Source organism: Endozoicomonas sp. Mp262 (assembly GCF_025643335.1).
In the GTDB taxonomy this organism is placed as follows: domain Bacteria; phylum Pseudomonadota; class Gammaproteobacteria; order Pseudomonadales; family Endozoicomonadaceae; genus Endonucleibacter.
This window is the reverse complement of sequence record NZ_CP092489.1, coordinates 1358098-1384292: the sequence shown is the minus strand read 5'-3', so window position 1 is coordinate 1384292 and position 26195 is coordinate 1358098. Positions and strand designations below refer to the sequence as shown.

24 protein-coding genes are annotated in these 26195 nt (G+C 43.1%); 14 read left to right on the top strand and 10 right to left on the bottom strand.

Going from position 1 to position 26195, the window contains the following annotated elements:
- Positions 1–256 precede the first annotated feature (256 nt).
- Positions 257–1591 (top strand): transposase, encoded by a 1335-nt coding sequence (locus tag MJ595_RS06015; RefSeq protein ID WP_263078000.1) that lies wholly within the window; start codon positions 257–259, stop codon positions 1589–1591.
- Between the two features lie 112 nt (positions 1592–1703).
- Entirely contained in the window at positions 1704–2777 is a 1074-nt protein-coding gene (locus MJ595_RS06010; RefSeq protein WP_263081540.1) for a hypothetical protein, read from the top strand.
- Positions 2778–2856: 79 nt separating this feature from the next.
- Here the strand turns inward: MJ595_RS06010 and pntB are convergent, their stop codons facing one another.
- The 6 genes from pntB to MJ595_RS05980 form a co-directional block, all read right to left on the bottom strand.
- Entirely contained in the window at positions 2857–4254 is a 1398-nt protein-coding gene (gene pntB / locus MJ595_RS06005; protein WP_263081539.1) for a Re/Si-specific NAD(P)(+) transhydrogenase subunit beta, read from the bottom strand.
- Between the two features lie 15 nt (positions 4255–4269).
- On the bottom strand, positions 4270–5808 hold the full coding sequence (locus tag MJ595_RS06000; RefSeq protein ID WP_263081538.1) for a Re/Si-specific NAD(P)(+) transhydrogenase subunit alpha: 1539 nt from the start codon (positions 5806–5808) through the stop codon (positions 4270–4272).
- Between the two features lie 527 nt (positions 5809–6335).
- The gene (locus MJ595_RS05995; protein WP_263081537.1) at positions 6336–7610 is read right to left on the bottom strand and encodes a threonine/serine exporter family protein; all 1275 of its coding nucleotides are present in this window, start codon (positions 7608–7610) and stop codon (positions 6336–6338) included.
- A 188-nt stretch (positions 7611–7798) separates the two neighbouring features.
- The gene (ahpF, locus tag MJ595_RS05990) at positions 7799–9382 is read right to left on the bottom strand and encodes an alkyl hydroperoxide reductase subunit F (protein ID WP_263081536.1); all 1584 of its coding nucleotides are present in this window, start codon (positions 9380–9382) and stop codon (positions 7799–7801) included.
- A gap of 260 nt (positions 9383–9642) precedes the next feature.
- Positions 9643–10212 carry an alkyl hydroperoxide reductase subunit C gene (gene ahpC, locus MJ595_RS05985; protein ID WP_263081535.1) on the bottom strand — a complete coding sequence of 190 codons (570 nt, stop codon included), beginning with the start codon at positions 10210–10212 and terminating at the stop codon, positions 9643–9645.
- A gap of 779 nt (positions 10213–10991) precedes the next feature.
- Positions 10992–12326: a transposase gene (locus MJ595_RS05980; protein WP_263078000.1), complete on the bottom strand. Its 1335-nt coding sequence runs from the start codon at positions 12324–12326 to the stop codon at positions 10992–10994.
- A gap of 160 nt (positions 12327–12486) precedes the next feature.
- On the opposite strand from MJ595_RS05980, the gene MJ595_RS05975 reads away from it, so the two are divergent.
- The 8 genes from MJ595_RS05975 (at position 12487) to MJ595_RS05940 (ending at position 20268) form a co-directional block, all read left to right on the top strand.
- Positions 12487–13854 carry a transposase gene (locus MJ595_RS05975; RefSeq protein ID WP_263078002.1) on the top strand — a complete coding sequence of 456 codons (1368 nt, stop codon included), beginning with the start codon at positions 12487–12489 and terminating at the stop codon, positions 13852–13854.
- Positions 13855–14175: 321 nt separating this feature from the next.
- Entirely contained in the window at positions 14176–14583 is a 408-nt protein-coding gene (locus MJ595_RS05970; protein WP_263078176.1) for a helix-turn-helix domain-containing protein, read from the top strand.
- Positions 14567–15205, top strand: a complete 639-nt coding sequence (locus MJ595_RS05965) for an IS630 family transposase (RefSeq protein ID WP_263322441.1) — start codon at positions 14567–14569, stop codon at positions 15203–15205. The genes MJ595_RS05970 and MJ595_RS05965 overlap by 17 nt, the downstream gene beginning before the upstream one ends.
- Before the next feature lie 20 nt (positions 15206–15225).
- Entirely contained in the window at positions 15226–16200 is a 975-nt protein-coding gene (locus tag MJ595_RS05960) for a DUF262 domain-containing protein (RefSeq protein ID WP_263081534.1), read from the top strand.
- Between the two features lie 55 nt (positions 16201–16255).
- Positions 16256–17581 carry a transposase gene (locus tag MJ595_RS05955; protein WP_263078492.1) on the top strand — a complete coding sequence of 442 codons (1326 nt, stop codon included), beginning with the start codon at positions 16256–16258 and terminating at the stop codon, positions 17579–17581.
- 275 nt (positions 17582–17856) lie between these two features.
- Positions 17857–18561 carry an MAE_28990/MAE_18760 family HEPN-like nuclease gene (locus MJ595_RS05950; protein WP_263081533.1) on the top strand — a complete coding sequence of 235 codons (705 nt, stop codon included), beginning with the start codon at positions 17857–17859 and terminating at the stop codon, positions 18559–18561.
- Positions 18562–18866: 305 nt separating this feature from the next.
- Positions 18867–19328 carry an RDD family protein gene (locus MJ595_RS05945; RefSeq protein WP_263081532.1) on the top strand — a complete coding sequence of 154 codons (462 nt, stop codon included), beginning with the start codon at positions 18867–18869 and terminating at the stop codon, positions 19326–19328.
- 163 nt (positions 19329–19491) lie between these two features.
- Entirely contained in the window at positions 19492–20268 is a 777-nt protein-coding gene (locus MJ595_RS05940) for a hypothetical protein (protein WP_263081531.1), read from the top strand.
- Positions 20269–20427: 159 nt separating this feature from the next.
- Here MJ595_RS05940 and MJ595_RS05935 read toward each other — a convergent pair whose 3' ends face one another.
- Entirely contained in the window at positions 20428–20523 is a 96-nt protein-coding gene (locus MJ595_RS05935) for a type II toxin-antitoxin system Phd/YefM family antitoxin (protein ID WP_263081530.1), read from the bottom strand.
- A gap of 141 nt (positions 20524–20664) precedes the next feature.
- Positions 20665–21765 (bottom strand): hypothetical protein, encoded by a 1101-nt coding sequence (locus MJ595_RS05930; RefSeq protein ID WP_263081529.1) that lies wholly within the window; start codon positions 21763–21765, stop codon positions 20665–20667.
- Positions 21766–21884: 119 nt separating this feature from the next.
- Here MJ595_RS05930 and MJ595_RS05925 point away from each other — a divergent pair, with 119 nt between their 5' ends.
- The 4 genes from MJ595_RS05925 to MJ595_RS05910 are packed head-to-tail and all read left to right on the top strand — an operon-like array spanning position 21885 to position 24011.
- Complete coding sequence (locus MJ595_RS05925) at positions 21885–22358, top strand: helix-turn-helix domain-containing protein (RefSeq protein WP_263078037.1); 474 nt, start codon at positions 21885–21887, stop codon at positions 22356–22358.
- On the top strand, positions 22280–22933 hold the full coding sequence (locus tag MJ595_RS05920) for an IS630 family transposase (RefSeq protein ID WP_263322427.1): 654 nt from the start codon (positions 22280–22282) through the stop codon (positions 22931–22933). The genes MJ595_RS05925 and MJ595_RS05920 overlap by 79 nt, the downstream gene beginning before the upstream one ends.
- Before the next feature lie 29 nt (positions 22934–22962).
- Positions 22963–23436 carry a helix-turn-helix domain-containing protein gene (locus MJ595_RS05915; RefSeq protein ID WP_263078037.1) on the top strand — a complete coding sequence of 158 codons (474 nt, stop codon included), beginning with the start codon at positions 22963–22965 and terminating at the stop codon, positions 23434–23436.
- Positions 23358–24011 carry an IS630 family transposase gene (locus tag MJ595_RS05910; protein WP_263322427.1) on the top strand — a complete coding sequence of 218 codons (654 nt, stop codon included), beginning with the start codon at positions 23358–23360 and terminating at the stop codon, positions 24009–24011. Before MJ595_RS05915 ends, MJ595_RS05910 begins: the two co-directional genes overlap by 79 nt.
- 23 nt (positions 24012–24034) lie before the next feature.
- Here the strand turns inward: MJ595_RS05910 and MJ595_RS05905 are convergent, their stop codons facing one another.
- Both MJ595_RS05905 and MJ595_RS05900 read right to left on the bottom strand, forming a co-directional pair.
- Positions 24035–24472: a hypothetical protein gene (locus MJ595_RS05905; protein WP_263081528.1), complete on the bottom strand. Its 438-nt coding sequence runs from the start codon at positions 24470–24472 to the stop codon at positions 24035–24037.
- Between the two features lie 48 nt (positions 24473–24520).
- Positions 24521–26194, bottom strand: coding sequence for a transposase (locus MJ595_RS05900; RefSeq protein WP_263078486.1), 1674 nt, complete (start codon positions 26192–26194; stop codon positions 24521–24523).
- Position 26195: the final 1 nt, after the last annotated feature.

The window sequence follows — 26195 nt, the reverse complement described above, 5'->3', positions numbered from 1 at the left end:
TGAAGTACTAAACATGTCTATATTTTTAAAGCCAAACATTCCTCTGATTATCATCCTGTTTTTTTCAGATAATGGCATCTGCGGTATACTCCTCACAAAGTTATTAGCCCCTTATACCTCAACGAAGTATGACCAGCAATTCCCGCAGACTTGATTAAAGCCCTTAATAACAAGGGCTGTAGCTTGGTAGCCTCTTGCTAAAATCGCAGACTATCCGGTAGAATTTCACCACAATAATAATAACGATGCTCATGTTGTGCCGCTAACGAAACCAAGAACCATTGCTGAAAAACTGCTCAAAATAGTCTCTGATGAAGCGGGTCAAATTCCAGACTTTCGCAAGAAAAGCCAACATGACAAAATTGTCCTTCATGATGCGGTCATGAGTGGCCTGGCAGTCATGCACCTGAAATACCCTTCATTACTGGCTTTTGATCAGGATTGTGTCAATAACCCAGATAGGCTCAAGAACTTAAAGTCGATGTACAATGTCAGCTGTGTCCCCAGTGATACCTATCTGAGGGATCTGATTGACCCTATCGAAACACGCTATTTAAGGAAGTTCTTTACCCGCCTGTTTGCCTTTGTGCAACGATCTGGGCGGCTTAAGCAGTTCACTTATTTTGAGGAAGGGTATCTTGCGCCTATCGATGGTACGGGGCACTTTTGCTCAGGGAAGATTAGTTGTCCTGAGTGTTGTGTAAAAAAGCCAGGCAGCAAAAATCCGCAATACTACCATCAGTTACTGGCCTGCTGTCTGGTAAAGCCGGGCAAGAAAGAAGTATTACCTTTAATGCCTGAACCCATCATCAAACAAGTTGATGCGTCAAAGAATGATTGTGAGAAGGTAGCGCTCAAGCGGCTATTGGCGAATTTATCCAGAGAGCATCCGCACCTGCCACTGGTTCTGACTTTTGATGACCTGTACTCAGATGGACCGACCATCAAGTTGGTAAAGTCCTTTGGCTATAGCTTCATTATGGTGGCAAAGGATTCAACCCATGAGTCGTTATACCAGGCCGTCGATGAGCTGGATTGTGCAGACAAAGTGGTGCGCTATGAATATACCGATGATAAAGGGTTTACGCACTGGTTCCGGTTTGTGAATGGTGCCCCCATTAACAAGTCACACCCGGATGTGCTGGTTAACTTTCTCGAATATATAGAAATTGATCCAGAGGGCAACAAGAAGTACGTCAACACCTGGGTCACGGACATTGAGCTTTCAGCCGAGAACGTGAATAAATTCATGCGAGGAGCACGCGCTAAATGGAAAATTGAAAACGAAACGTTCAATACACTGAAAACACAGGGCTACCATCTCGAACACAATTACGGGCACGGAAAGCAGCATCTGGCCAGCAATCTGGCATGCCTGACTTTTACGGCCTTCCTCATCAACCAGATAGAACAACTGTCTTGCAAGCTCTTCCAGGAAGCGCTCAAGATAAAAAAGTCTAAAAAGGCATTCTGGCATGCCATACGAGGGCTGTTTGACTGGTTCTGCATTGATAACTGGACAGACGTATTTACAGCTATCATTGAAGGGCGAAGTGTGAGCTTGAAGTTGCTGACTGTCGATACGACATAGAGCGTTGATGTTAGCCCTGTGACCTGTGTTACCTGTCATTAAAACCGACTGCCGATATAGCAGCAGTCTGGCTCTGTTCATCCGCGATAAAATCATTTTTAATTAACTGAAAATGTGCCAGCCGGAATCTGGTTTGCGGGAATTGCTGAAGTATGACACCCATACTTTATTAACAGAAGCATATAAACTATTCGGCACAGGTTGCTACCAGGATACTATAGGGCTAATGACACATCACTCAGCAATACTTGAGATGAAATCAGATCAGCAATACGAATTAAACTACTTATTACTTAGATCTTATGATAGAGCTGCCAGAAATTTTCTAAAAAAAGACGAAAACAGCATATCATTTTTTTCCATGCCGCTAATATACAGGGCTTACGATCAAATTAATCTATTAAGAAAAATAAACCCAAATGAAGTTATTAAACATGACTGGCGAGAAGCTAAAAATTTTGTTCTGGAATTTGAAGTAAAACGGCATTTTGAATATGATATCGAGGCTAGATTCACGAAATTAACTGATAAACATCTCGCCAAGCTTCATAGTCATGTAAACACACTTGGATTCAACAATCCACACACCCATGACATTGATCCTACTTTACAAACTATTAGTTATTTTAAAAAAACGGCAGAATTTTTGCAGTTTCTTAATTATCCTGAATTTATCATGGACCTCCATATTACCCTCTCAGATATTTTACTTATAAAAGCCCAGTTATCAGAAGAACCATCCCAGTTATTAAATCATGGCTTTCGTGCTATTGCCTGTATTTCAAAAATGTATAACTATACAAAAACGTTAATTGCCTCCAGACCAGAACAATCTCACGATACCCTATTCACCCTATTCATGCTGTTAGGTATTCGATCAGATGCCCTATGGCGTTTTTCTGAATTACCTCAAATAATTCCGAATCCAGATAGCAGAAAAAAAATCAGGGATCTTGCAGTCAGCTTTCATCTTGACTTAAAACAAGCAAGGGACTTTTACCTAATCTGTATATTTAGACACTTTGAAGGAGAAACGGTAACAGATCCAAATGGTTTTCTTGCAAATTTTTGGATGCAATTAGATCCAGAAAAAACCGCTGAACAGATTAAAAGAAACGAGCATAGTATTCATGAAGGGCTAGAACGTGATTGCCAGCGTCTGGAAACATTAACGCTACTCGAATGAATGATTCCAGATTAAAACGACACCTTACCACTTTATAACGCCAAATGTGACAAGGTGTCGTTTTTTAATCATCAAACATTTAAAGCTGCTTGATAATATCATCCACACTCTGGTGGGCATCACCAAACAGCATTCGGGTGTTTTCCCTGTAGAAGAGTGGATTCTGAACGCCCGCATAGCCGGTCGCCATGGAGCGTTTGAATATCACCACATTCTTGGCATCCCATACCTTCAGTACCGGCATACCGGCAATAGGACTGGAGGGGTCTTCTGTCGCTGCGGGGTTAACTGTGTCGTTTGCACCGATAACCAGCACCGTATCCGTTTCAGAGAAGTCATCATTGATTTCATCCATCTCCTCAACAATGTCATAGGGCACTTTGGCATCTGCCAGCAAAACATTCATATGACCAGGCAAACGTCCCGCCACCGGGTGAATCCCAAAACGCACCTTGATCTTCCTGTTGTGCAATTCAGAGATCAGTTCCCGCACAGCATATTGCGCCTGAGCCACAGCCATACCATAACCCGGAGTGATAATAACGCTGGACGAGTTTTTCAGCATTTCCGCTACATCTTCAACCGTGGACTCCGTATGTTCTCCCTCTACCTCACCACCGGAGGATGCACTACTCTCTGCACCAAAGCCACCCAGAATAACGGACACAAAAGAGCGATTCATGGCCGCACACATCAGGTACGACAAAATTGCACCAGAAGAACCCACCATGGCACCGGTAATAATCAGCAGATTATTATTCAGCATAAAACCCGTGGCAGCCGCCGCCAAACCTGAATAGGCATTGAGCATGGACACCACCACCGGCATGTCCGCCCCGCCAATCCCCAACACCAGCAGCACACCAAAAGCCAAAGCAAAGGCTGTCATCAAGGTCAGGGCCAGTATACTTTCCTGCTGGGTATAGACAACACCCATCAATACCGCTAGCCCCACCAGTACCAGATTAATCCAGTGGCGACCCGGCATCGACAATGGACTGCTGGGGATCAAAGCATGTAACTTACCTGCTGCAACCAGAGAGCCACTAAACGTCACTGCGCCAATAATGACACCCACAAAAATTTCAACGTGATGAATGGCCTGCTCCGTTGTCGATAAAAACTGCGCCAGACCTGCAACGGTTGAACCTGACTCAAGGGCGCTGGAGAACCCGATCAGCACCGCCGCTAACCCGCCAAAGCCATTAAGAATGGCCACCAGCTGTGGCATTTCTGTCATCTGGACTTTCATGGCCAGATAGATGCCAATGCCCGTCCCCACAATCATACAAAGGGTAACCAGAGTGAAGCCTTCGAGATGGGCATGGGCCAGGGTGGCAAGAACAGCCATCACCATTCCTGCCATACCGTACAAATTACCGGTTCTGGCACTTTCCGGCTTACTGAGCCCAGCCAGGCTCATAACAAACATCAGGGCTGCTACCAGGTAGGCAGCCATTAATAATCCCTGGGACATCGTGATATGACTCCTTTACCTGTCCAGACGAAACATCTTAAGCATCCGCTGGGTTACAGCGAATCCACCCACTATATTGATCATCGCCACCACAATAGCGATCGCCGACAGGGTCAGAACCAGGGCATTGTCACTGCCCATCTGCATCAAGGCACCCACCACGACAATACCACTGATGGCATTGGTCACACTCATCAGTGGCGTATGCAGTGCAGAAGTTACATTCCAGATGACGTAATAACCGACAATGGATGCCAATATAAAGACCGTAAAATGCTCAAGAAAACTGGCAGGTGCCGCATTGGCAACCCAGGCAAACAAACAGGCACCACCGGCAAAAAATGCAGGTTTTAGCCAGGGCTTGGGCCGGGATTCCTTTTTTTCTTTTGGCGCAATAACCTCGGCAGGTTTGCTGGCAGGGGCAGCACTGACTTTTACCGGGGGAGGAGGCCAGGTAATCTTGCCTTCCCGGATAACAGTCAGGCCCCTGATCACCTCATCATCAAAATTGATAGTGATAGTGCCATCTTTCTCCGGACACAACACCTTGATCAGGTTCAGCAGGTTAGTACCATAAAGCTGGCTGGACTGGGTTGGCAAACGGCTTGGCAGGTCACTGTAACCAATAATGTTAACACCATGACGTACCACCACCTTGTCTTTTTCAGTCAAGGCACAGTTGCCACCGGTTTGCGCCGCCAGGTCAACCACCACACTGCCGGGCTTCATGGCCTTAACCATATCCTCCGTAATCAGCTTCGGCGCCGGCTTTCCGGGAATCAGGGCCGTGGTGATAATAATATCCACCTCTTTTGCCTGTTCCATAAACAGCGCCATCTCGGCATCGATAAAGGCTTGGCTCATCTCCTTGGCGTAGCCATCGGATGAACTGCCGTCTTCCTCAAAGTCCAGCTCAAGGAATTCCGCCCCCATACTTTCCACCTGCTCCTTAACTTCCGGGCGGGTATCAAAGGCGCGGACAATGGCACCCAGGTTACCTGCGGCACCAATAGCAGCCAGGCCGGCCACACCGGCACCAATGACCATGATTTTAGCGGGAGGAATTTTACCGGCAGCGGTAATCTGACCATTCAGAAAACGACCGAACTGATGGGATGCTTCAACCACGGCTCTATAACCGGCAATATTGGCCATAGAACTCAGGGCATCCAGGGACTGGGCCCGGGAAATACGAGGCACACAGTCCATGGACAAAACATTGATATTGCGCTGGGTCAGCTTATCAAGCAGGGCTTTATTCTGAGCCGGCCAGATAAAGCTGGCGAGGGTTGCCCCTTCCTTTAACAGCTCGATTTCATCATCAACGGGGGCATTAACCTTGAGAACAATATCTGAGCGGAAAACCTCATTACGGCTGGCTATGATTTCTGCGCCTGCTTCCTCATAGGCGACATTCTCAAAGCGTGCCCGGGTTCCCGCCCCGCTCTCTACCACCACATCAAAACCGAGCTTGATCAACTTGCTGACTGTATCAGGGGTTGCAGCTACACGGTTCTCACTTTCCTGGATCTCTCCAGGGATACCTATCCGCATAATGGTTACCTGGTTATTGAATTAACAAATCTGGTACTTCGTCCGGAATCTGTCATCCGGCTCCATAAATACCCGACCGACCTAACGGGATTGCTGAGTTAATAATTATTGTTCTTATACGACATAAATATTTAGTTGATCACAGAACGATCAACTACAGCTGTAATACTGATACTGGCTGGTAATCAAAGTCTCTCCGGTAATGCTTTCCCAGGAATCCATTACCCCAAACAATTTCGCACACCATACTATGTTATTTTTTTTGAAAGTGATAATTAACTAACTCTATCAGCCTAATTACTTAGCCTAATAATAAAACCTTGGCAAGAATATTAATTTTCAAACTATATTATGACGTGGGGAGTTCTTCATTCCCGAGCTGAAGAGGCTGTCGCAAAAACTTCAGTGCAATGGCCAGTTTTTTTGGAACCACAAAGAACACCAAGGCTTTTCTTTAAATTCTTCATGTCCTTCATGATTCCAAAATGCCTTTTTTGGCAGGGCTGTGGATACAGGTAAGATCCTATTTATAATGACTGTCTTGGTGAGATCACTATGTTGGCAAAGATCAAACCTGCCACTAGAGACATAAAAATCAAAAAGGTATTTGACCCAAGATTGGTCATACCGGCTACAGTATGCCCTCCAATCAAACTATCCAGGCCCATATAGGTTCTGCTGCCAGGTACCAATACGACAATACCCTGCAATAGCACAATAGTTGCTGGTGCCTTGCGCCATATTGCATAGAGGTTACCATATATGCCTACAGCAAAAGCACCGATAAAATAGCCCAGGGCATCACCGAGGATATTAATCCCGGCCTTTGTTGCAACATAGGCCAGCAAACCGGACAAGACACCCCATCCTATATCCTGCTTTCTGACATTAAAAACGGCTCCAAGGGTCAATGAGAGTAAGAACACACCCAACCATACAGCCCACCACGGCATGGCAGCCGTTTCCGGAAGTGGTGTTGGACCCCATATTAAACTGCCAATAGCCACTCCCAGCATAGCCCCGAAATAAAGCTTAAACAGCAGCATGATGGCATTCATTACCCGGGCCGTGCCCGACATCAATTCCTTGGCTGCCAGTTCGCTTAATCCCAGGGTAATCGACAGGCCGGGAATAAAAATAATAATACTGGACAATACCGCCAGGGGGACATTAAGTCCGGGTTCGAGGGAATAGATACCCACAGCAATAAAACCATTGACCATCGCCACCAGAGGCTCAAGCACTTCTGGCATTCGTTTGGAAAACTGGGACCAGTAAACAAAACCAAAACAGACGATACCCAAAAAGGTTGACCAAAAGATATTCAGCCAGTCTGTACCAATTAACATGGCAAAGGCACCACTACTCACACCATAGGCCAACAGGCTAACGACACTATTGTAATAGCCCTTACTGGCTTCAATTTCATTGAGCCGGATATGCGCCTGAACCACAGTGATCCTTTCTTCTAATAAATCCTCGACCACTTTATTAACATTAGCCAGTTTTCCAAGATCAATGCCTCCCGGCTGCACCCGCAAAACGTGGGTATGTTCATTTTGTTTATCCGGGCTGGCAAAAACAAAGGTGAGCGAGGTGGGTGTCATCAGAAAAGAGCCATCCAGCCCCAAGCTTCCGGAGACTTTTATAAGGTGAGCTTCCAGGCGAAATGCCTGAATACCAAAGGCATGCAGAGCACTCCCCAGCTTCATGATAAATTGGTATTTCGCCTTAAATGCCGCCGGACTCATGACCGGCGTATCATCCGGACAGAATGCGGTCAGTTCTTGATAGCTGGACATAAGCCAGAAACTCCCGGTTAGTTATCAGTGGGCATTATTCTGGTTCTATCAGGTTATGAAAACATTGCTCTCTATCATACCGGCATCTGACAGGCTTTGAGATTTATCCCCGGCAAGCCTCCATGACCTGAGGGGGTGACGATTACACGTCAACGGCCACTGGCCATAAAAGCTTAAGGCGATTTTTATCAAGCCGCTTCTTGCTGTTGAGGCGCTGGTGTTCTGATCAGATAATCAAAAGCTCCCAGAGCCGCATTGGCACCGCTGCCCATGGCAATAATAATCTGCTTATAAGGTGCGGTGGTTACGTCACCGGCGGCAAAGATGCCGGGAACAGAGGTTTCACCCTGAATACCCACTTCAACTTCACCGCGAGGACTCAGATCCACAGTCCCTTTCAGAAACTCTACATTAGGTATCAGGCCAATCTGGACAAAAATACCTGCTAGTTCTAGTGAGACACTTTCACCGGCGCCCCTGTCAGTGTAACGCAAGCCTGTTACTCGCTGGCCGTCGCCTACCACTTCAGTGGTCCATGCTTCAGTAATAATAGTGATATTACCCATGGAACGCGCCTTGCGCTGCAACACATCATCCGCCCGTAGTTTATTATCGAATTCCAGTACGGTAACGTGCTCAACAATACCTGCCAGGTCAATGGCTGCCTCAATGCCAGAGTTGCCGCCACCAATCACAGCCACTTTCTTGCCCTTAAACAGGGGGCCATCACAATGGGGGCAATAGGCGACACCCTTGCCACGGTATTCCTGCTCACCCGGTACATTCATCTCTCTCCAGCGAGCACCGGTGGCAATAACCAAAGCGCGGCTTTTCAGGGTTGCACCACTTTCCAGTTCTACCTTAATCAGATCGCCCACCTGTTCAGCGGCAATAATTTTGCTGGCACGCTGTTGGGTCATAATGTCCACATCGTAGTCACGCACATGTTCTTCCAGACTGGCGGCTAGTTTGGGGCCTTCGGTTGCCTTAACAGAAATAAAGTTTTCAATGCCAACGGTATCCATCACCTGACCACCAAAGCGATCAGCCACCACACCGGTACGAATACCTTTACGGGCACTGTAAATAGCGGCTGCCGCACCCGCAGGACCACCCCCTACAACCAACATTTCGTAAGGGGCTTTTTCAGACAGCGCCTCAGCCTGACGTTGTGCCGCTCCGGTATCCAGCTTGTTGAGAATCTCTGGCAGGGTGATACGTCCCTGGGCAAAGAGTTCACCATTCAGGTAAATCGATGGCACCGCCATAATATTTCGTTTGCTTACCTCATCTGGGAATAAGCCACCATCAATCATGACATTGGTAATGTTTGGATTAAGCACGGACATAATATTCAATGCCTGAACCACATCCGGGCAATTCTGGCAGCTCAGGGAAACATAGGTTTCAAAACGGTATTCTCCCGGCAAAGCCTTGACCTGCTCAGCTAACTCTTCTGCCACCTTGATGGTGTGGCCGCCACTATGCAGTAGTGCCAGTACTAAAGAAGTAAACTCATGGCCCATGGGCAGGCCTGCAAAACGAATTTCACTGCCGGTGGCTTCAGAGCGAACCAGCATGGAGGGCTTGCGCTCATCACTATCCGGGGAAACGGTTACTTTAACCTTATCCGATAAGCTGGCAATGTCGTCTGCCAGGGAAGCCATTTCTCCGGATTTTTCCCCATTATCCAGAGACAATAGTAGCTCAACTGGTGTTTTCAGGTTTTGCAGGTAGGCTTTTAATTGGTTCTTCACTGTTGTGTCTAACATGACAGCAGCCCTGTATTCAAAAGTATTAAATATTTAAGTGTGTCAAAGCTGACCAGGAATTATGGCTAGGGGATTTTTTTCACCACTTTTTTTCACCACAGAGGTACAGAGAACACAGAGATTTCTTTTTAACGAGAACAAAAAAAACTGTGTTCTCTGTACCTCTGTGGTGAAAAAAATCGGTACTAACCAGAATGCCTGGTCAGCCTTGCGGCTATGCACTTACTGTAATGCATAGCCCGAGGCTTAATTCACAGGCCTTAGATCTTGCCAACCAGATCCAGTGACGGAGCCAGAGTCTCTTCACCTGGCTGCCATGCAGCCGGACAAACTTCGCCGTCGTGTTCAGCGATGTACTGGGCAGCCTGCACCTTGCGAACCAGGTCTTTGGCAGAACGACCAATACCCAGATCGTTGGTTTCGATGGCCTTGATCTCACCTTCCGGATTGATCACGAAAGTACCGCGCAGTGCCAGACCTTCTTCCTCAATCATCACACCGAAGTTGCGTGTAATAGCGCCAGTGGGGTCACCGATCATTGGAAATTGAATCTTGCTAATGGTGTCAGAGGTATCGTGCCATGCCTTGTGAGTGAAGTGGGTATCAGTGGATACGGAGTACACTTCAACACCCATGGACTGCAGTTTTTCGTAGTGGTCAGCCAGGTCGCCCAGTTCAGTTGGGCAGACAAAGGTGAAGTCTGCTGGGTAGAAGAACACCACAGACCACTTGCCCAGCAGGCTCTGTTCAGTCACGTCAACAAACTCACCCTTGTGGAAAGCAGTGGCTTTAAAAGGCTTGATTACGGTGTTGATCAGGGATTGAGTCATTTTCATTACCTACTTAGTTATGGGAGCGCTTAAAAAACATCAGGCTTTTCCAAGCGTCCTCAGTTTGTCTCGCCGTTGTGGTGAAGATTACGGGTTTCTTATCATTGTTAAAATTGATTAAAATAATACTTTTAATAGATATTAACTATTATAGGTAATGACTTATATGAAGTAATTATCTGAGAGGTTATAAACATGCTCTGTCGTATTTACTATGACACCTGATAAAATATGGGGTCTTATGGTTATAGAGTCTGTCCTTACGCTATCACCATGGCCTGAATAGTTATGGATAGGGTGTGACGGGCGGTAGTGTGTTTGGATGTAGTTGGGTGAAGTTTGTGCATGCATATTTAGGCTTCTTGGCAGAAGGGACTGATATTAAGCGTGTCACTCATATCAGCATATAGGCTTTGTTTCTGAGAATGATGAGCAAAATTAGAGATTATATGTATCATATCTTAAACAGAAGATAAGTTGCTTATTATATGATCTGGAACAACTACCAAGCATTTAAGCATTAGCTGCAATACCAGCTATTCCCGTGACATCAATTAAATCACTGCAACAGCAAGGCTTACAGTAAATTCCAAATGGAGTGATTTCGCACAAAATAACGTCTACTTTTGATCAGCAATTCCCGCAAACCAGATTCCGGCTGGCACATTTTCAGTTAATTAAAAATGATTTTATCGCGGATGAACAGAGCCAGACTGCTGCTATATCGGCAGTCGGTTTTAATGACAGGTAACACAGGTCACAGGGCTAACATCAACGCTCTATGTCGTATCGACAGTCAGCAACTTCAAGCTCACACTTCGCCCTTCAATGATAGCTGTAAATACGTCTGTCCAGTTATCAATGCAGAACCAGTCAAACAGCCCTCGTATGGCATGCCAGAATGCCTTTTTAGACTTTTTTATCTTGAGCGCTTCCTGGAAGAGCTTGCAAGACAGTTGTTCTATCTGGTTGATGAGGAAGGCCGTAAAAGTCAGGCATGCCAGATTGCTGGCCAGATGCTGCTTTCCGTGCCCGTAATTGTGTTCGAGATGGTAGCCCTGTGTTTTCAGTGTATTGAACGTTTCGTTTTCAATTTTCCATTTAGCGCGTGCTCCTCGCATGAATTTATTCACGTTCTCGGCTGAAAGCTCAATGTCCGTGACCCAGGTGTTGACGTACTTCTTGTTGCCCTCTGGATCAATTTCTATATATTCGAGAAAGTTAACCAGCACATCCGGGTGTGACTTGTTAATGGGGGCACCATTCACAAACCGGAACCAGTGCGTAAACCCTTTATCATCGGTATATTCATAGCGCACCACTTTGTCTGCACAATCCAGCTCATCGACGGCCTGGTATAACGACTCATGGGTTGAATCCTTTGCCACCATAATGAAGCTATAGCCAAAGGACTTTACCAACTTGATGGTCGGTCCATCTGAGTACAGGTCATCAAAAGTCAGAACCAGTGGCAGGTGCGGATGCTCTCTGGATAAATTCGCCAATAGCCGCTTGAGCGCTACCTTCTCACAATCATTCTTTGACGCATCAACTTGTTTGATGATGGGTTCAGGCATTAAAGGTAATACTTCTTTCTTGCCCGGCTTTACCAGACAGCAGGCCAGTAACTGATGGTAGTATTGCGGATTTTTGCTGCCTGGCTTTTTTACACAACACTCAGGACAACTAATCTTCCCTGAGCAAAAGTGCCCCGTACCATCGATAGGCGCAAGATACCCTTCCTCAAAATAAGTGAACTGCTTAAGCCGCCCAGATCGTTGCACAAAGGCAAACAGGCGGGTAAAGAACTTCCTTAAATAGCGTGTTTCGATAGGGTCAATCAGATCCCTCAGATAGGTATCACTGGGGACACAGCTGACATTGTACATCGACTTTAAGTTCTTGAGCCTATCTGGGTTATTGACACAATCCTGATCAAAAGCCAGTAATGAAGGGTATTTCAGGTGCATGACTGCCAGGCCACTCATGACCGCATCATGAAGGACAATTTTGTCATGTTGGCTTTTCTTGCGAAAGTCTGGAATTTGACCCGCTTCATCAGAGACTATTTTGAGCAGTTTTTCAGCAATGGTTCTTGGTTTCGTTAGCGGCACAACATGAGCATCGTTATTATTATTGTGGTGAAATTCTACCGGATAGTCTGCGATTTTAGCAAGAGGCTACCAAGCTACAGCCCTTGTTATTAAGGGCTTTAATCAAGTCTGCGGGAATTGCTGACTTTTGATAGGGATACTTTATCAATGGCTGTCTCTCATGGCTTATCCATTCCAAAAAAGTCGTAAGCATCTTTGTGCAAACAGTTTAATTACTACGATTTCTGAAAGTTATGAGCAAATTCCAGATGTCCGACCAAACAAGGATTCCAGAAAAATAACAATACATGATGCCTCCATGTCCGCTTTTGCCATGATGCATCTCAAGTACCCATCGCTCCTCTCGTTTGAGCGTGATAAAACAGAGCAAGAAGTAAGGCATAACCTTGAGCACCTGTATCAGATAAAAAAACGTGCTCCCTGTGATACCAGTATGCGGGAAATCCTGGATCCAATAGATCCCGTAGAGTTCAAAAAGCCTTTTAAGACATTGCTGTCTAACGTCCAAAGGGGCGGATTACTGAAGGCATTCGAATTTCACTGCGGGAACTTGAAAAATCACTACTTGCTCCCGATCGATGGAACTGGGCTATTTTACTCCTGCAATAATAAAAAACCTTGTCAGGAGTGCTGTACTAAAAATAAGGGAAAGGCCAACGAAGCTCACTACCACCAGTTAATGGCAGCATGCATTGCTCACCCGGATCAAAAAACAGTCTTGCCATTGGCACCGGAAGCCATAGTTTGCCAGGACGGTTCGACCAAAAATGACTGTGAAAAAAATGCCATTAAACGGTTGTTTGCCACCATACGAGAGCATCACCCACGTCTAAAGTTCGTTATTCTTCTGGACAGTCTTTATGCTGACAACCCCACTGTCCAACTGATTAAGAGTTATGGCTGGCATTACATCATTGTCGCGAAAGATGGCAACCATGCCTCGCTGGTTGAAGCGATGGATGAGCTGGATAAAGAAGGAAAAGTTCACCGTGCTGAAAAAGTTAATGAAGAGACTGGAATTAAGTGGTGGTTTCGCTATGCCAATGACGTCAGGCTGAACAAGGCAAAATATGCAGAACAGGTTAATGTGCTTGATTTTGTCGAAACCGATAAAAAAGGTAAACAGCATATCTGGTGCTGGGTGACTGATATTCCGCTTAACGAAGAAACCATAGAACCCGTCATGAAAGGAGGGCGCTGCCGATGGCATATTGAGAACCAGACGTTTAACACCCTGAAAAATCAAGGCTACGATCTCGAACATAACTACGGTCACGGTGAGAAGCACTTAGCCACAAATCTGGCCTATCTGACGATGCTTGCTTTTCTCGTAGATCAAATACAGGAACTGTGCTGTCCCCAGTTTCAGGAAGCTTTAAGAACCCGCTCAAAAGGAGTCCGTATAGCATTATGGAAATGGATACAGGGCTATTTTTTGCATTGGCTGATAAAAACGTGGGAGGGGCTTTTTTACACAGTAACTCATGGTATTGAAGAGAAAAGGGTGATTCCATTCGATACATCATAACCGGCCATATCGTAGCTACGTTCAGGGGTGACATTTTTTCTTTAAAGCTCCGCTTTGTTAATTGGCGGCTCAGTTTTGATCGGCTTCATTATTTTTGCTGCCTTATTGTCAATACCAACGATCATCGACGTTCATCATGCGGGAATAGCTGCTGCAATACACTCTGCAAACCGGCACTAATTTTATTATAATCAGACATTATTTATATAAGTACTCACGCAACCGCTAATAGATAAAAATAACTGTACGACCGTTTAATAACTCCCCATTCCAATTTGGCTATACTCATTGCCTAATATCGTTAATTTCGCTGTTGTCACGATGAAAACTGTTGATCCAGTAACCGATGTCGCTGTCATAAAAACATTGAGAGAAGCTATTCGACATGGGCCATATCCGTACCTAAGGGAAAGGGCTCATGCTATTTTACTCAGCATACGTGGTTATTCTATGAGCGAGATTGCTGCAATATTTGAAGTTCGATATCAGACAGTCTCTGACTGGATTGATGCCTGGGATGATTATGGCCTTCGCGGCTTGTACAAAAAACATGAAGGTGGAAAACCACCTATCTATACTGACCAGGAAGCACAACGCATTAGAGAGATTGTCTCCGAGGAACCTCGCAGGCTGTCTTATGTTCAAACAAAGATTGCAGAGGAAACCGGTAAGGTTGCCTCAAAGCAAACCCTGTCGAGACTTTTAAAAAAAGCTGGGACTTGTTTATAAGCGGTTTCGTAAAGCTTGCAGCCATAAGCGCGATGAGGAGCAATTCAGATGTTGCCAGTCTGCCTTGAAAGAGGCCCAATATGCTGAGGATAAAGGGCTTGTCAATCTGTTTTACTTTGATGAATCTGGTTTTAGTCAAGAGCCTTGTGTCCCCTATGGCTGGCAAGAAAAAGGCTCACAGCTAAAAATACCCTCTGTAAAAAGTAAGCGTATCAATGTGCTGGGATTTATGAATCGTGCCAATGACCTTTTCTACTACCCAGTAACAGGTTGTGTTAACAGCGAAACAGTTATCAGTGTCTTTGATGATTTTGCCGCCAGGATGGAAGAACCCAAGTACAGCTCTAATGAGCGCTATACCATCGTCATGGTGGATAATGCCAGCATTCATACCAGCAAACTTTTCAGAGAAAGAGTAATAGACTGGGCAATTGAGAAAAAGCTCTTAGTCTGTTTTTTACCAACCTATTCACCTGAGCTAAACCTGATAGAAATATTGTGGAGAAAAGTGAAGTATGAATGGCTGAACCTGCTGTCAATAATGGATTTCAAGGAATTCGAACAAGAGGTCAAACGTATATTTGATCTATTTGGTCAAAAATATCTGATTTCGTTTGAGTGACTACTTATAGGAAATCATAAATGAATTTATTGACTCAAATAGAAGATAAACGTAAAGAGATTTTCACTGATTCTTACCCTATGTCAATAGGTGAATTAGTCAACCTTTATAAAGAGGGTGATCTTGAAATAAATCCAGCATTCCAACGATTTTATAGATGGTCTCACACTCAAAAAGTGAGATTGATTGAATCAATATTATTAGGTATTCCATTACCATCCATATTTGTTGCCCAACGAGAAAATGGTGTTTGGGATTTAGTAGATGGTTTGCAACGAATCTCAACAATTCTCTCGTTTATGAATGAATTAAAGGGTGAGGATGGAAAGAAAGGTGAAGCTTTAACCCTGGCTTCCACAGAATACCTTCCTCTTTTAGATGGAGTTTCTTGGAATGATGCAAGTAAAACGCTGGATGATTCATTAAAGAGGCTTTTTAAAAGGGAAAAAGTCGAAATAAAAATAATTAAGAAGGAGAGTGATACTAGCACTAAATTTGAACTATTTCAGCGCTTGAATACAGGGGGATCACAATTATCAGATCAAGAAGTAAGAAACTGTCTTCTTATTATGTTAAATGAAGACTTTTATAAAACTCTTGCAAAGATTGCTAAAGATCAAAATTTCAACGAAAGTATAAGCATAAGTGATCGGTTATATGAAGAAAGGTATGAAATGGAATTGGTTTTAAGACTGATTTCTCTATCTCATTCTACAGATAGTCAGCTAAAAGGAATTACTGATGTTTCAGAATTTTTGACAGACAGTCTAAAATCCTTCTCTGACAGTGATATAGATTGGACTGAAGAGAAAGAATTGTTTTCTAAAACCTTTAGGATAATTAATGCCACACTAGCTGATGATGCATTTAAGCGCTATGTAGATGGAAGGTATAAAGGCGGATTTCAACTTTCAATTTTTGAAGTGATTGCAACTGGTGCATATTTATACCTGAAAGGAGGTAAACTCGACTTTAGAGTTACCAAAGAACAATAGTACGATTTTCATCTGAAATCGGTTAATAGCAACCATCTCCAAACAAAATACAAAGATGGTTGCTATGCTCACTTCAGATCATAAAGAGATCCTCCGGGAGCTTGCCTTATATACAACGTTTCTTGCTTCAGCGCTATCCCCAACAGCAGTACCTACGTTCTGCGAACTTCTTTTTGGCTGCATGCTATCCGGGCAAGGCTTTGTCACTCAGGCGCTGTTATCTATTAATAACTTTCAATGCGTATGGAGCAGTTACCACCATTGGCTCTCTCAAGGCAAGTGGCGGTGGAGGAGCCTCGCATGCCGGCTCATTCAGCTGGTATGCTCAAAAGTACCACGGGGTGAACTTATCAACATTGGTCTTGATGATTGGGTGGTGGAGCGTTTTTCTGACAAGGCTCCCGCTTGCCGAACCCATCACCAGCACAGTAAAAAAAGGAACCGGCCAACGTATATCTGGGGACAATGCTGGGTATCCCTGGCTGTTGTATTTGAGCGGGCTAAAGATGAAGTATTTACTGCCATCCCTGTGCTTTCCTTTCCATCTCCTGCTTCAGGCAATGCCAGTAAGCTAAAAATCGCTGTTGCCATGCTAAAAGTGGTGAGACAAGAGGTGAAGGTGCAAGGACTGCGCTTGCTGACAGACTGTTGGTATATGAACTGGACGCTAATGCAACCCGTTCTGGAAATGGGCTATGAAGTAGTAGGGCAAATCCCGTTAAACCGGGCATTGTATGCCTTACCGTTGGAGTCCACTGCAAAAAAACGTGGGCGACCCAAAAAGTATGGCATCAAAATGACGCCCCCGGAAGTGGAGAAGCTACCGGAATATCAAACAACCGTAAGAATATACGGCAGATTTCGAAAGATACGTTATCGCACCCGGGTATGTCGGGCTCGCTTCCTGAAAGGCCGCAAGGTTCGGGTTGTCTGGGGTCGGTTTGAAAATGATAAAGGACTGACAGAAAGCCGTATATTCATTGCAACCAATACTGGACTTGAAGGTATAGACATCCTTCGTATTTATGCGAAAAGATGGCCGGTTGAACCCATGTTTCAGCAAATTAAACATTCATTTGGTTGCCGCCAGTTATGGCAGCAAAAGCTGAGAACTCTGTTGCGGTGGATGCATCTGAAGATGGCTGGATACGCATTATTGCAACTGTTGACCGTCTGTAAAAATCAAGCAAGCGTGGGCATTTCAAGGATTCCTTGGCGGGATCAGGACACAACCACCGCTGGCATGCTAAGATTTGCACTCGCAGGAATTATCCCCAGATTACCTATTCGTGAGGGCTGGAACCGATATAGCCAAAAATATGAGTTCAATTTTAATAGTTTGACTGACGGAATAGTCAAAGAAAAGAAAAAAGCGGCATAAATAGCGGCGACAACGCAATAATCAAGAATAATACCGAATCTGAAAAAACGTTTGGATGTATTTTTGCACACAATTTTTAAAATATAACCAGACGTTCATGTCATACTAACTCTAAAGTTAAGGAGGTAAAGATGAAGCAGGTCTTCCCAATAAATTAAGAACTGTATCAACTAGCTTGTTTTCTGATCCAATTTTTACAAAGTATAGCGGTTCAGGTTCCAGAGCTAATTATCGTTGGCCTCGTCTTCTCCCATTAGCTAGAAGGTTTTTCTTAGATGAAAATCAAGAGTAAGAATCAATTTCTTGATCACATACAAAAAGAGCGAGCTTGGAGAAGAAAGGAATTGACAAATGTTAAATCACTCATCCATGGAGCAAGAGCTTCACATAGCCATACTCTTATAAGAAGTGGCATCTTACTTCTATACTCTCACTGGGAAGGTTACGTGAAAAAAGTTTGTGAGGCTTTTTTTTATTATTTGAATTTTAAGGCTATTAAATATTCTGAGTTATCTAACAATTTGAGGGCTCTTGGTATTATCAGTGAATTCGACAATAATTTTCCATATAAAAAATTCAGTTCTTATTTGAAATCAGTAAACTTTGTGCTCACAGACTGCAAAAATAAGAGGTTTAAGTTAGATGTTGAAAAAAATATCGATACTCAAAGCAATCTTAATACTGAAGTACTTAATGAATTACTAGATAAGGTTGGTGTAGACTCAACTTACTTTTCTAACCACAAATTTTATATAGATAATAGGTTGTTAAAGTGTAGAAATGCCATAGCCCACGGAGAGCGCACTGATAACAATCAAGATTTATCATTAACTAATGAAGAGTTTTATGATTTATATGCAAAAGTCAATTCATTAATGGATCACTTTGAAAATATAGTGGTAAACCATTTAGAACGAGAATCATATAAAACACCTAGACTCATTCTCCAGCCTGGGAATACATGCCTACCCGAGCTATAACAATCAGAAGTATCCGTATGCATTCCCAGCGGGGAGAGGGTGTCGCGAAAGCCTGTTTTCATATATCAGTATGAAAAACTCGTCTCTACACCCCTTGTATATCAAGAGGGTTAATTCTCATTTAGAGAAGGAGAAACTATGACTTTCGCGACAACCTCGGGACGCTGGGAACGAGAGTTTATCCTTTAATATTTACCATGGAAGTCGTAGAGTTTTTATCCTCCCCAAAATAAATCTCTGTGTTCTCTGAGCCTCTGTGGTGAAAAATATTCCATATAAACAGTCACAACCATAGGAAAACTAAATTGCAGTACGTAGGTTTTTGGAAACGTTTATTAGCCTACATAATTGATGTTACACCCATATTTATCGCTGTGTTTTGCATAGCTTATTTTTTATTGGGTTTTGATGTATCCATGGCGGACTATTTAAATGGTAACCAAATACTGGATGAGAAAATTCAGTTTATAGCTGAGCGGAATATGATTCGAGATACGGCATTTTTACTATGGGTAGCATACGGATTTTTTATGGATTGCTCAAAATTTCAAGGTACTCACGGAAAAGTGTTATTAGGCATTAGAGTCGTTAATGACAAAGGGGGAAGAATTACATTCTCCCAATCTGCTAAACGAACTGTTATGAAGATAGTGGGTTTCCTGCCACTGCATTTAGGTTATATATGGGCTGCTTTTAAGAAAGATAAAGCGGCCTGGCATGATCTTGTGGCAAAAACACATGTTGTAAAACCTATAGCTATTTCATAAAAAATAATTAATAAAAAAGACATCCACTTATTTATCCATTAGCTTGCCCTTTATAAAATATACATATTTTTTAGTATATTGATTTTGCTTTGATACTATTCCATTTAGTTTAAAAAGCTTTAGTTACGCATGGTAAGGCAGGCATTTATAAAAGAGGCTTAGTATGACCATTAATAGTAGCAATGTTCACGCTATCGGTGGAATTCATTCTGAATTACAAAATATTAGTCCACTGGATATTAAACTGACTAACTACTTTGCAGATAGGCTTTGTAACTTTGCCGTGATGGGGTTTGGCCCTTATCCAGATCAGGATAATATTCTCGAAATAGTAAAGGAGGAATACCCCAGTCTTTACGATGAGATTATTTCTGATGAATACCTTTTGATGCTTGTACGTTTTGCCATTAAAAGCCTGGTGTCAGTATTAAGCAGTCTGGGTATGTCATTGTATACATTGGTTCCGGGGGTCATAGTTGATACCGGACGCCTGAAGCGTGATGAAGGTGAGCCTGGCACAGCGAACCCATGTATTAACATGAGTTTTTACAATGCCGCTAATCCTGAAAATGGTAACGAAGAAGATATATTCCAGATAGGACTTCTGGTTGTTAATCGTTCCGTATTAAAAAACTATCAGGATTTAAGTCATTCTAATATTGAGCATGGGCGTTTTCATCATCTGGAAGCAACTGCCAGATACTATGCTGAGCATAATCTCGGGGGCGTTTCCCTTTTTCAGGCAGAAAGTCTATTAAGAAAGCTGGAGGCAGAGCATGCTCATCAGGCTGGAGGCATGTTTGATATTAACAACAATGTTTATTTCTTTGAAATTCCCCATGTAAATGAACAGGCTGCTTATATCTGGCGCATTCAAATCAATCCTGATTTCTTTAAAGTATTTGTGGATATCCATGGTGATATAAGAGAGCTTAATTGATTATCATTAATAAGGGTATTAATGCGCTTGAGAACTTTTTTATTAGTATTTTACCAATAAAGGTGGTCATCCCAAGCATTATTACTCCATGATAAGATAAGCTGTTTCCTGATATGACTTAAAATCCTCCAGAGACATAACCACTGCCGATTTACCATTTTATCGGGTAACAAGCACAGGTTTACAGTCCTCATTGACTTTATCCAGCATTCTAGCCAGCTGGCTGCGAAAATCGGAGTAAATTATTTTATCCAAAATATAGTCTCTCAATTTGAATTATTTACATATCCTTGTTCTTGTTTTATAACTCCAGGATAGATCCTAAATCTTGAATCAATGCCATCAAGAAGAAAGATCTACCCCTATTGCTTGAATCCAGATTTACTCAGCTATGTATCAATGTGCAGTGACAGTCTTAAAAACACAAGGCATCAATAAATGCTGCAGACCTGAAAATTTATGAGACCTCCTGATTTCAGGAAGAGGTTGTATATCCATTGGCTCTGATACATCAACCATATCAGGGATATTGCTATATTCTACAAATAGCGATGGCTTTATGCTTAATAATCTATCAAGATAATACAGCATAAAACTTATTGAATGCACCGACAGCCCATCAATTTCTTCAAAAGCCATCTCATCCAATTCCAGGGCTTTTCGCTTTAAAGGCATTTTCAACATACGCATTTTCTGCTTGCTATTGATAATATAGTTGTCCAGCAAATCAAAGTAATAATTAAATTCCATATAATATATTCTATAAAGGCTCGCACTCTTTTGTCTTTCCACCTCTTCAGCATCAGGAATAAACAATGATAATACTTCAAGCGCTAACAGCCTTAATTTTCTCCTATGAGTTGCATCGAGCCTGGTGGCTATTACGCTATAAACAAGAAATACTTCTATAGAAACATAGGGCGTATCACCATCAAAAAAAACACTATTTTCTAAAGAAGATAAGGAACCAACTTCTGGCTCCAGCAAGCTTTCTTTAAATACACCCAATAAAGACTCATCGCTACAACGCTCTTTGCTACAGCCATTATCATGCATCGCTTTCTGAAATAATTGTTTTATAATAGCGAGATTAATATATTTCCTTCCATCAACGACTCTAATTAAATCAGCCTTTTCCATTTCAGAAAAATTGACAAATGCTTCCCTGAATCCCAGCTCTCTATTAAAGTCTTGCAACCCTTTTACAGGGACACCTCTGACACTCCTAACAGCCACCATCAAACTATATAACTTAAGAACAACATCTTGTTCAGAGTCTTGAAAGGGAGCCATTTTCTTTTTATGATCATGGATATACTTTGAAGGATTACATTCATATTTTGACAAAACCGGACTATCATTTAATACTCTTTCAAGATGATTAATCACACTCCCCCTTTTAAAAATATTTTCCATCACAAGATTAACCGATACCGATAACAAAAGGGCAATATTCTTTTCTGAAATAGCTATAAGTAGGTCATAGTTTGGTTTCAAATAAACTGGATGTTCGGCCAGTACGAGAAATCTACTTCTTGATCTAACGATCAGATAGCTATTGAATGATACATTTACTCTATTATAAAGAGAGTACTGGTCTTTAAATCCCTCTCCCTATGAAGTACGTCACTACAATCACTGATGAAGCTGTTTTATTAACTTTGAAATTCGCCAAACACTACGGACCTCTGAGATGTATAAGGGAAAGAGCCCATAGCCTTTTATTGAGCAATCGTGGCTTTACCCTTGAGCAAATTGCCGAAATACTTGAAATTAGATATCAAACTGCTTCTCAGTGGATTGATGATTGGGAAGAATATGGTATTCGTGCCTTGTACAAGGGGCATGGTGGCGGTAGGCCGTGCATATATGACGAATCCGAAGTGCAACGCATAAAAGAATTAGTGGCTGAAGAGCCTCGTCGCTTATCGTATGTCAAATCCAAGATCGAGGATGAAACCGGTAAATCTTCATCAAAAATTACTCTGGCAAACATTGTAAAAAAGCAGGGCTGGTTTACAAAAGACTCCGTAAATCATGCAAACATAAACGGGACGAAGAGCAATTCCATGACTGTAAAACTGCTCTGAAAGATGCCCAGGAAGCCGAGAGCAAAGGGTTAATCAATTTATTTTATTTTGATGAGTCCGGCTTTACCCAGGAACCTTGTGTGCCATACGGTTGGCAGGAAAAAGGAAAGCAGCTCAGAATACCATCAGTCAAAAGTAAACGCATCAACGTACTGGGGTTTATGAACCGAAGCTGTGAGCTATTTCATTATCCTGTTGTGGGTTCAGTGAATAGCGATACGGTGATTGCGGCCTTTGATGACTTTGCAGAGAAAATGGCAGATGAAAAATACAGCTCAAATGATCGTTACACGGTAGTTATGGTGGATAATGCCAGCATTCACACCAGCAAAAAGTTTTGTGCCAGAATTGATGACTGGATGATTGAAAAGAAATTGCTGGTCTGCTTTCTGCCAACATATTCACCTGAGCTCAACCTGATTGAAATCCTGTGGAGGAAAATAAAGTATGAATGGCTCAACCTCTTGTCAATCAAGAGCTTTGCGGAATTTGAAAAAGAAGTTGAACGGGTGCTTTTTTCATTTGGAGAGGAGTATATGATCTCATTTTCTAATACTGTCCGACTGGATGGTTAAATTATTCGAAAGCAATCTATACACTACTTATGAAGTACGTCACTACAATCACTGATGAAGCTGTTTTATTAACTTTGAAATTCGCCAAACACTACGGACCTCTGAGATGTATAAGGGAAAGAGCCCATAGCCTTTTATTGAGCAATCGTGGCTTTACCCTTGAGCAAATTGCCGAAATACTTGAAATTAGATATCAAACTGCTTCTCAGTGGATTGATGATTGGGAAGAATATGGTATTCGTGCCTTGTACAAGGGGCATGGTGGCGGTAGGCCGTGCATATATGACGAATCCGAAGTGCAACGCATAAAAGAATTAGTGGCTGAAGAGCCTCGTCGCTTATCGTATGTCAAATCCAAGATCGAGGATGAAACCGGTAAATCTTCATCAAAAATTACTCTGGCAAACATTGTAAAAAAGCAGGGCTGGTTTACAAAAGACTCCGTAAATCATGCAAACATAAACGGGACGAAGAGCAATTCCATGACTGTAAAACTGCTCTGAAAGATGCCCAGGAAGCCGAGAGCAAAGGGTTAATCAATTTATTTTATTTTGATGAGTCCGGCTTTACCCAGGAACCTTGTGTGCCATACGGTTGGCAGGAAAAAGGAAAGCAGCTCAGAATACCATCAGTCAAAAGTAAACGCATCAACGTACTGGGGTTTATGAACCGAAGCTGTGAGCTATTTCATTATCCTGTTGTGGGTTCAGTGAATAGCGATACGGTGATTGCGGCCTTTGATGACTTTGCAGAGAAAATGGCAGATGAAAAATACAGCTCAAATGATCGTTACACGGTAGTTATGGTGGATAATGCCAGCATTCACACCAGCAAAAAGTTTTGTGCCAGAATTGATGACTGGATGATTGAAAAGAAATTGCTGGTCTGCTTTCTGCCAACATATTCACCTGAGCTCAACCTGATTGAAATCCTGTGGAGGAAAATAAAGTATGAATGGCTCAACCTCTTGTCAATCAAGAGCTTTGCGGAATTTGAAAAAGAAGTTGAACGGGTGCTTTTTTCATTTGGAGAGGAGTATATGATCTCATTTTCTAATACTGTCCGACTGGATGGTTAAATTATTCGAAAGCAATCTATACACTACTTAAGCTGTTCATTTAGATGAACTCTTCCCGATATCTCATGACCTGTTTTATCATGTTCTGAAACACCATGTATAGCATTCGCCATCAAACCAGCCACAAAAATCATCATCATAGATCGCTCATCGAATGCTACTACACCTCCCTCCTTATTAGTCATTGCTATGATTTCATTAGCCGAATCTATTTTGAGCAAATGAATGGCATCCTCTAATAAGTCTTCCCACATGCTGAAGCCCATGTGATTTTTCATCTCCCACTCAAGCAAATGGACAATATTATGTGAAAAACCAACAATATCTTTCTGTATTTCATAATTCGCACATGTTTTATAACATCCATCTAATGAAACTTTTATCTGATTGACTAGTATCATCACATCATCCCCCCCTCCTGAAAAACAGAATGAAGAAAAAGCCAGCATAGAGGCAGTCAATAAAAAGCCTTTTATAAAAGAAAAAAAATAATATTTTGCTGTAAGTTCTCAATAACTGCTGGTTAACCCACACGAAAAGTCGCTGGATGCTTGTTCTATCAGGTCGGGCAACCAGGGAAAACTGCCACTGCCCATGATTCGATCTTTCAGATAATGCCAAAACGATAAACCGTACAACCGGCAAGTTTTTTTCAGGCTGGCAAACGTATCCCGGCACTTTCTTCCCGCTTTGCTTTTTGTGCCGCCGCTGATTTTTCGTCGTTTCACGTATTCCCGTATTTGGCTTTCGCTCAGGTTGTTATGGAGCGGAAGGCTTGGAGCATCGAGTACCTGTAGCAATTCCTTCTCTATAACGACCAGCCCTGACAGTGCGTCCTGTAAATCAGGAAAGTCTACCTGGGTATTAGTCAGGGCCTTGAAATCGCGACGTATGTTTTGAGCTTTACTTTTATCGGGGCTGGCCTTGAAGACTTTTAAATCGTTGTAGATAGCCCAGAACCATGTACGACACCAGTACTGTGCACTGGCTTGCTGCTCATTGACCGGGTGGACTTTAGCCAATCCCCGCTCCGCATGAACCCAGCATTGAGCATGGTTGAATACGTTGAACTGCTGAGCACCATCACTGAATGTGGTCAGGTGTCCCATACCATGAGCCATTAAGCTGCTGTAAATAAGCGCTTCTGCTGCTTGCTTGCGCCGGGTCTTTCCCGTTAGCCCATGGTCGTTAAGGGCTGCTTCCCAGGCTTCCCGGTTTAAAAACGTAACGCCCATGTATTGCCTGATGATGCTTAGCCACTTCTCCGGGTAATCAAATTTTTCCAGATAGTCCAAGGCGTCCTGCGTGACGGAATAAGTCTTCCAGGGGCGATGCAAGAGGCTCAGGAAGTTTTCCCTACTCTTACTGCCTGTGCTCTCAAACCAGGCAAATAGCTCATTGTTGATAATGGTACAGTAGCCATTTTGTCCTTTATGCCTAGCTCCGGTGTCATCGGTCTGGATGTAGCGGGAGCATTTGAACCCTGTTGCCAGCAAAGCGTCTTTTTCTTCATGAAAGTCAGTATGACCTTCAGTGAGTAGCCGATGAAGTTCTCCCGCGGACATTGAGATTCCTATATCCCACAACCAGTCCAACAGCTGCGGCTGAGTCACCGAGCAACCGTGATGCTGGTACAACAAATAGGACTGGAGTTGTGGTCCATAGTGATGTCCATGCAGGCTTTCGGGAGGTTTTGCTGTGATGGTTTGTCCGTCGGGCGTCTGCCATTGCTCCAAATGATACTCGACCGTGAACGCCTGAATAGTCAGCTCTTGTACAGAAAAAGAGCTAAATCCGTTTGGTGTCGAACCAGACGGGACATCAGATACTTCTACGGTGATGATTTTTTCTGTTGCTGGCTTATCAGGCTGTTGGCGATTTTTTCGTGTTCGTTCGCCAGGCTTCTCAACCTTACGTTTCCCTGAATTATCAGGCGGTTCGTTGTCATCACCGGGACCATTATCACCCTTTTTACCATCATCTTTTGGTTTTGTATTGGGTCTGATATCAGGCTTTGGCGGCAGTTTTTTAAGACGACGAATCTGCGCTTGCAGTGCCTCAACAAGCGCTTGAAGCTTCGCTATCTGCTCTTGCTGCTGAGTAATCTGCCCTTGCTGCTGAGCAACAAGATTCAGTAATCTCGCAGGTGAGTACACTTGCTCTTGATTGATTGGGGGTTGCATG

Coding starts and splice junctions, on each gene's coding strand:
- MJ595_RS06010 (WP_263081540.1), top strand. CDS start 1,704: ATGTGCCAGCCGGAATCTGGTTTGCGGGAATTGCTGAAGTATGACACC.
- pntB (WP_263081539.1), bottom strand. CDS start 4,254: ATGTCCCAGGGATTATTAATGGCTGCCTACCTGGTAGCAGCCCTGATG.
- MJ595_RS06000 (WP_263081538.1), bottom strand. CDS start 5,808: ATGCGGATAGGTATCCCTGGAGAGATCCAGGAAAGTGAGAACCGTGTA.
- MJ595_RS05995 (WP_263081537.1), bottom strand. CDS start 7,610: ATGTCCAGCTATCAAGAACTGACCGCATTCTGTCCGGATGATACGCCG.
- ahpF (WP_263081536.1), bottom strand. CDS start 9,382: ATGTTAGACACAACAGTGAAGAACCAATTAAAAGCCTACCTGCAAAAC.
- ahpC (WP_263081535.1), bottom strand. CDS start 10,212: ATGACTCAATCCCTGATCAACACCGTAATCAAGCCTTTTAAAGCCACT.
- MJ595_RS05975 (WP_263078002.1), top strand. CDS start 12,487: ATGGCTTATCCATTCCAAAAAAGTCGTAAGCATCTTTGTGCAAACAGT.
- MJ595_RS05970 (WP_263078176.1), top strand. CDS start 14,176: ATGAAAACTGTTGATCCAGTAACCGATGTCGCTGTCATAAAAACATTG.
- MJ595_RS05960 (WP_263081534.1), top strand. CDS start 15,226: ATGAATTTATTGACTCAAATAGAAGATAAACGTAAAGAGATTTTCACT.
- MJ595_RS05955 (WP_263078492.1), top strand. CDS start 16,256: ATGGTTGCTATGCTCACTTCAGATCATAAAGAGATCCTCCGGGAGCTT.
- MJ595_RS05950 (WP_263081533.1), top strand. CDS start 17,857: ATGAAAATCAAGAGTAAGAATCAATTTCTTGATCACATACAAAAAGAG.
- MJ595_RS05940 (WP_263081531.1), top strand. CDS start 19,492: ATGACCATTAATAGTAGCAATGTTCACGCTATCGGTGGAATTCATTCT.
- MJ595_RS05925 (WP_263078037.1), top strand. CDS start 21,885: ATGAAGTACGTCACTACAATCACTGATGAAGCTGTTTTATTAACTTTG.
- MJ595_RS05915 (WP_263078037.1), top strand. CDS start 22,963: ATGAAGTACGTCACTACAATCACTGATGAAGCTGTTTTATTAACTTTG.
- MJ595_RS05900 (WP_263078486.1), bottom strand. CDS start 26,194: ATGCAACCCCCAATCAATCAAGAGCAAGTGTACTCACCTGCGAGATTA.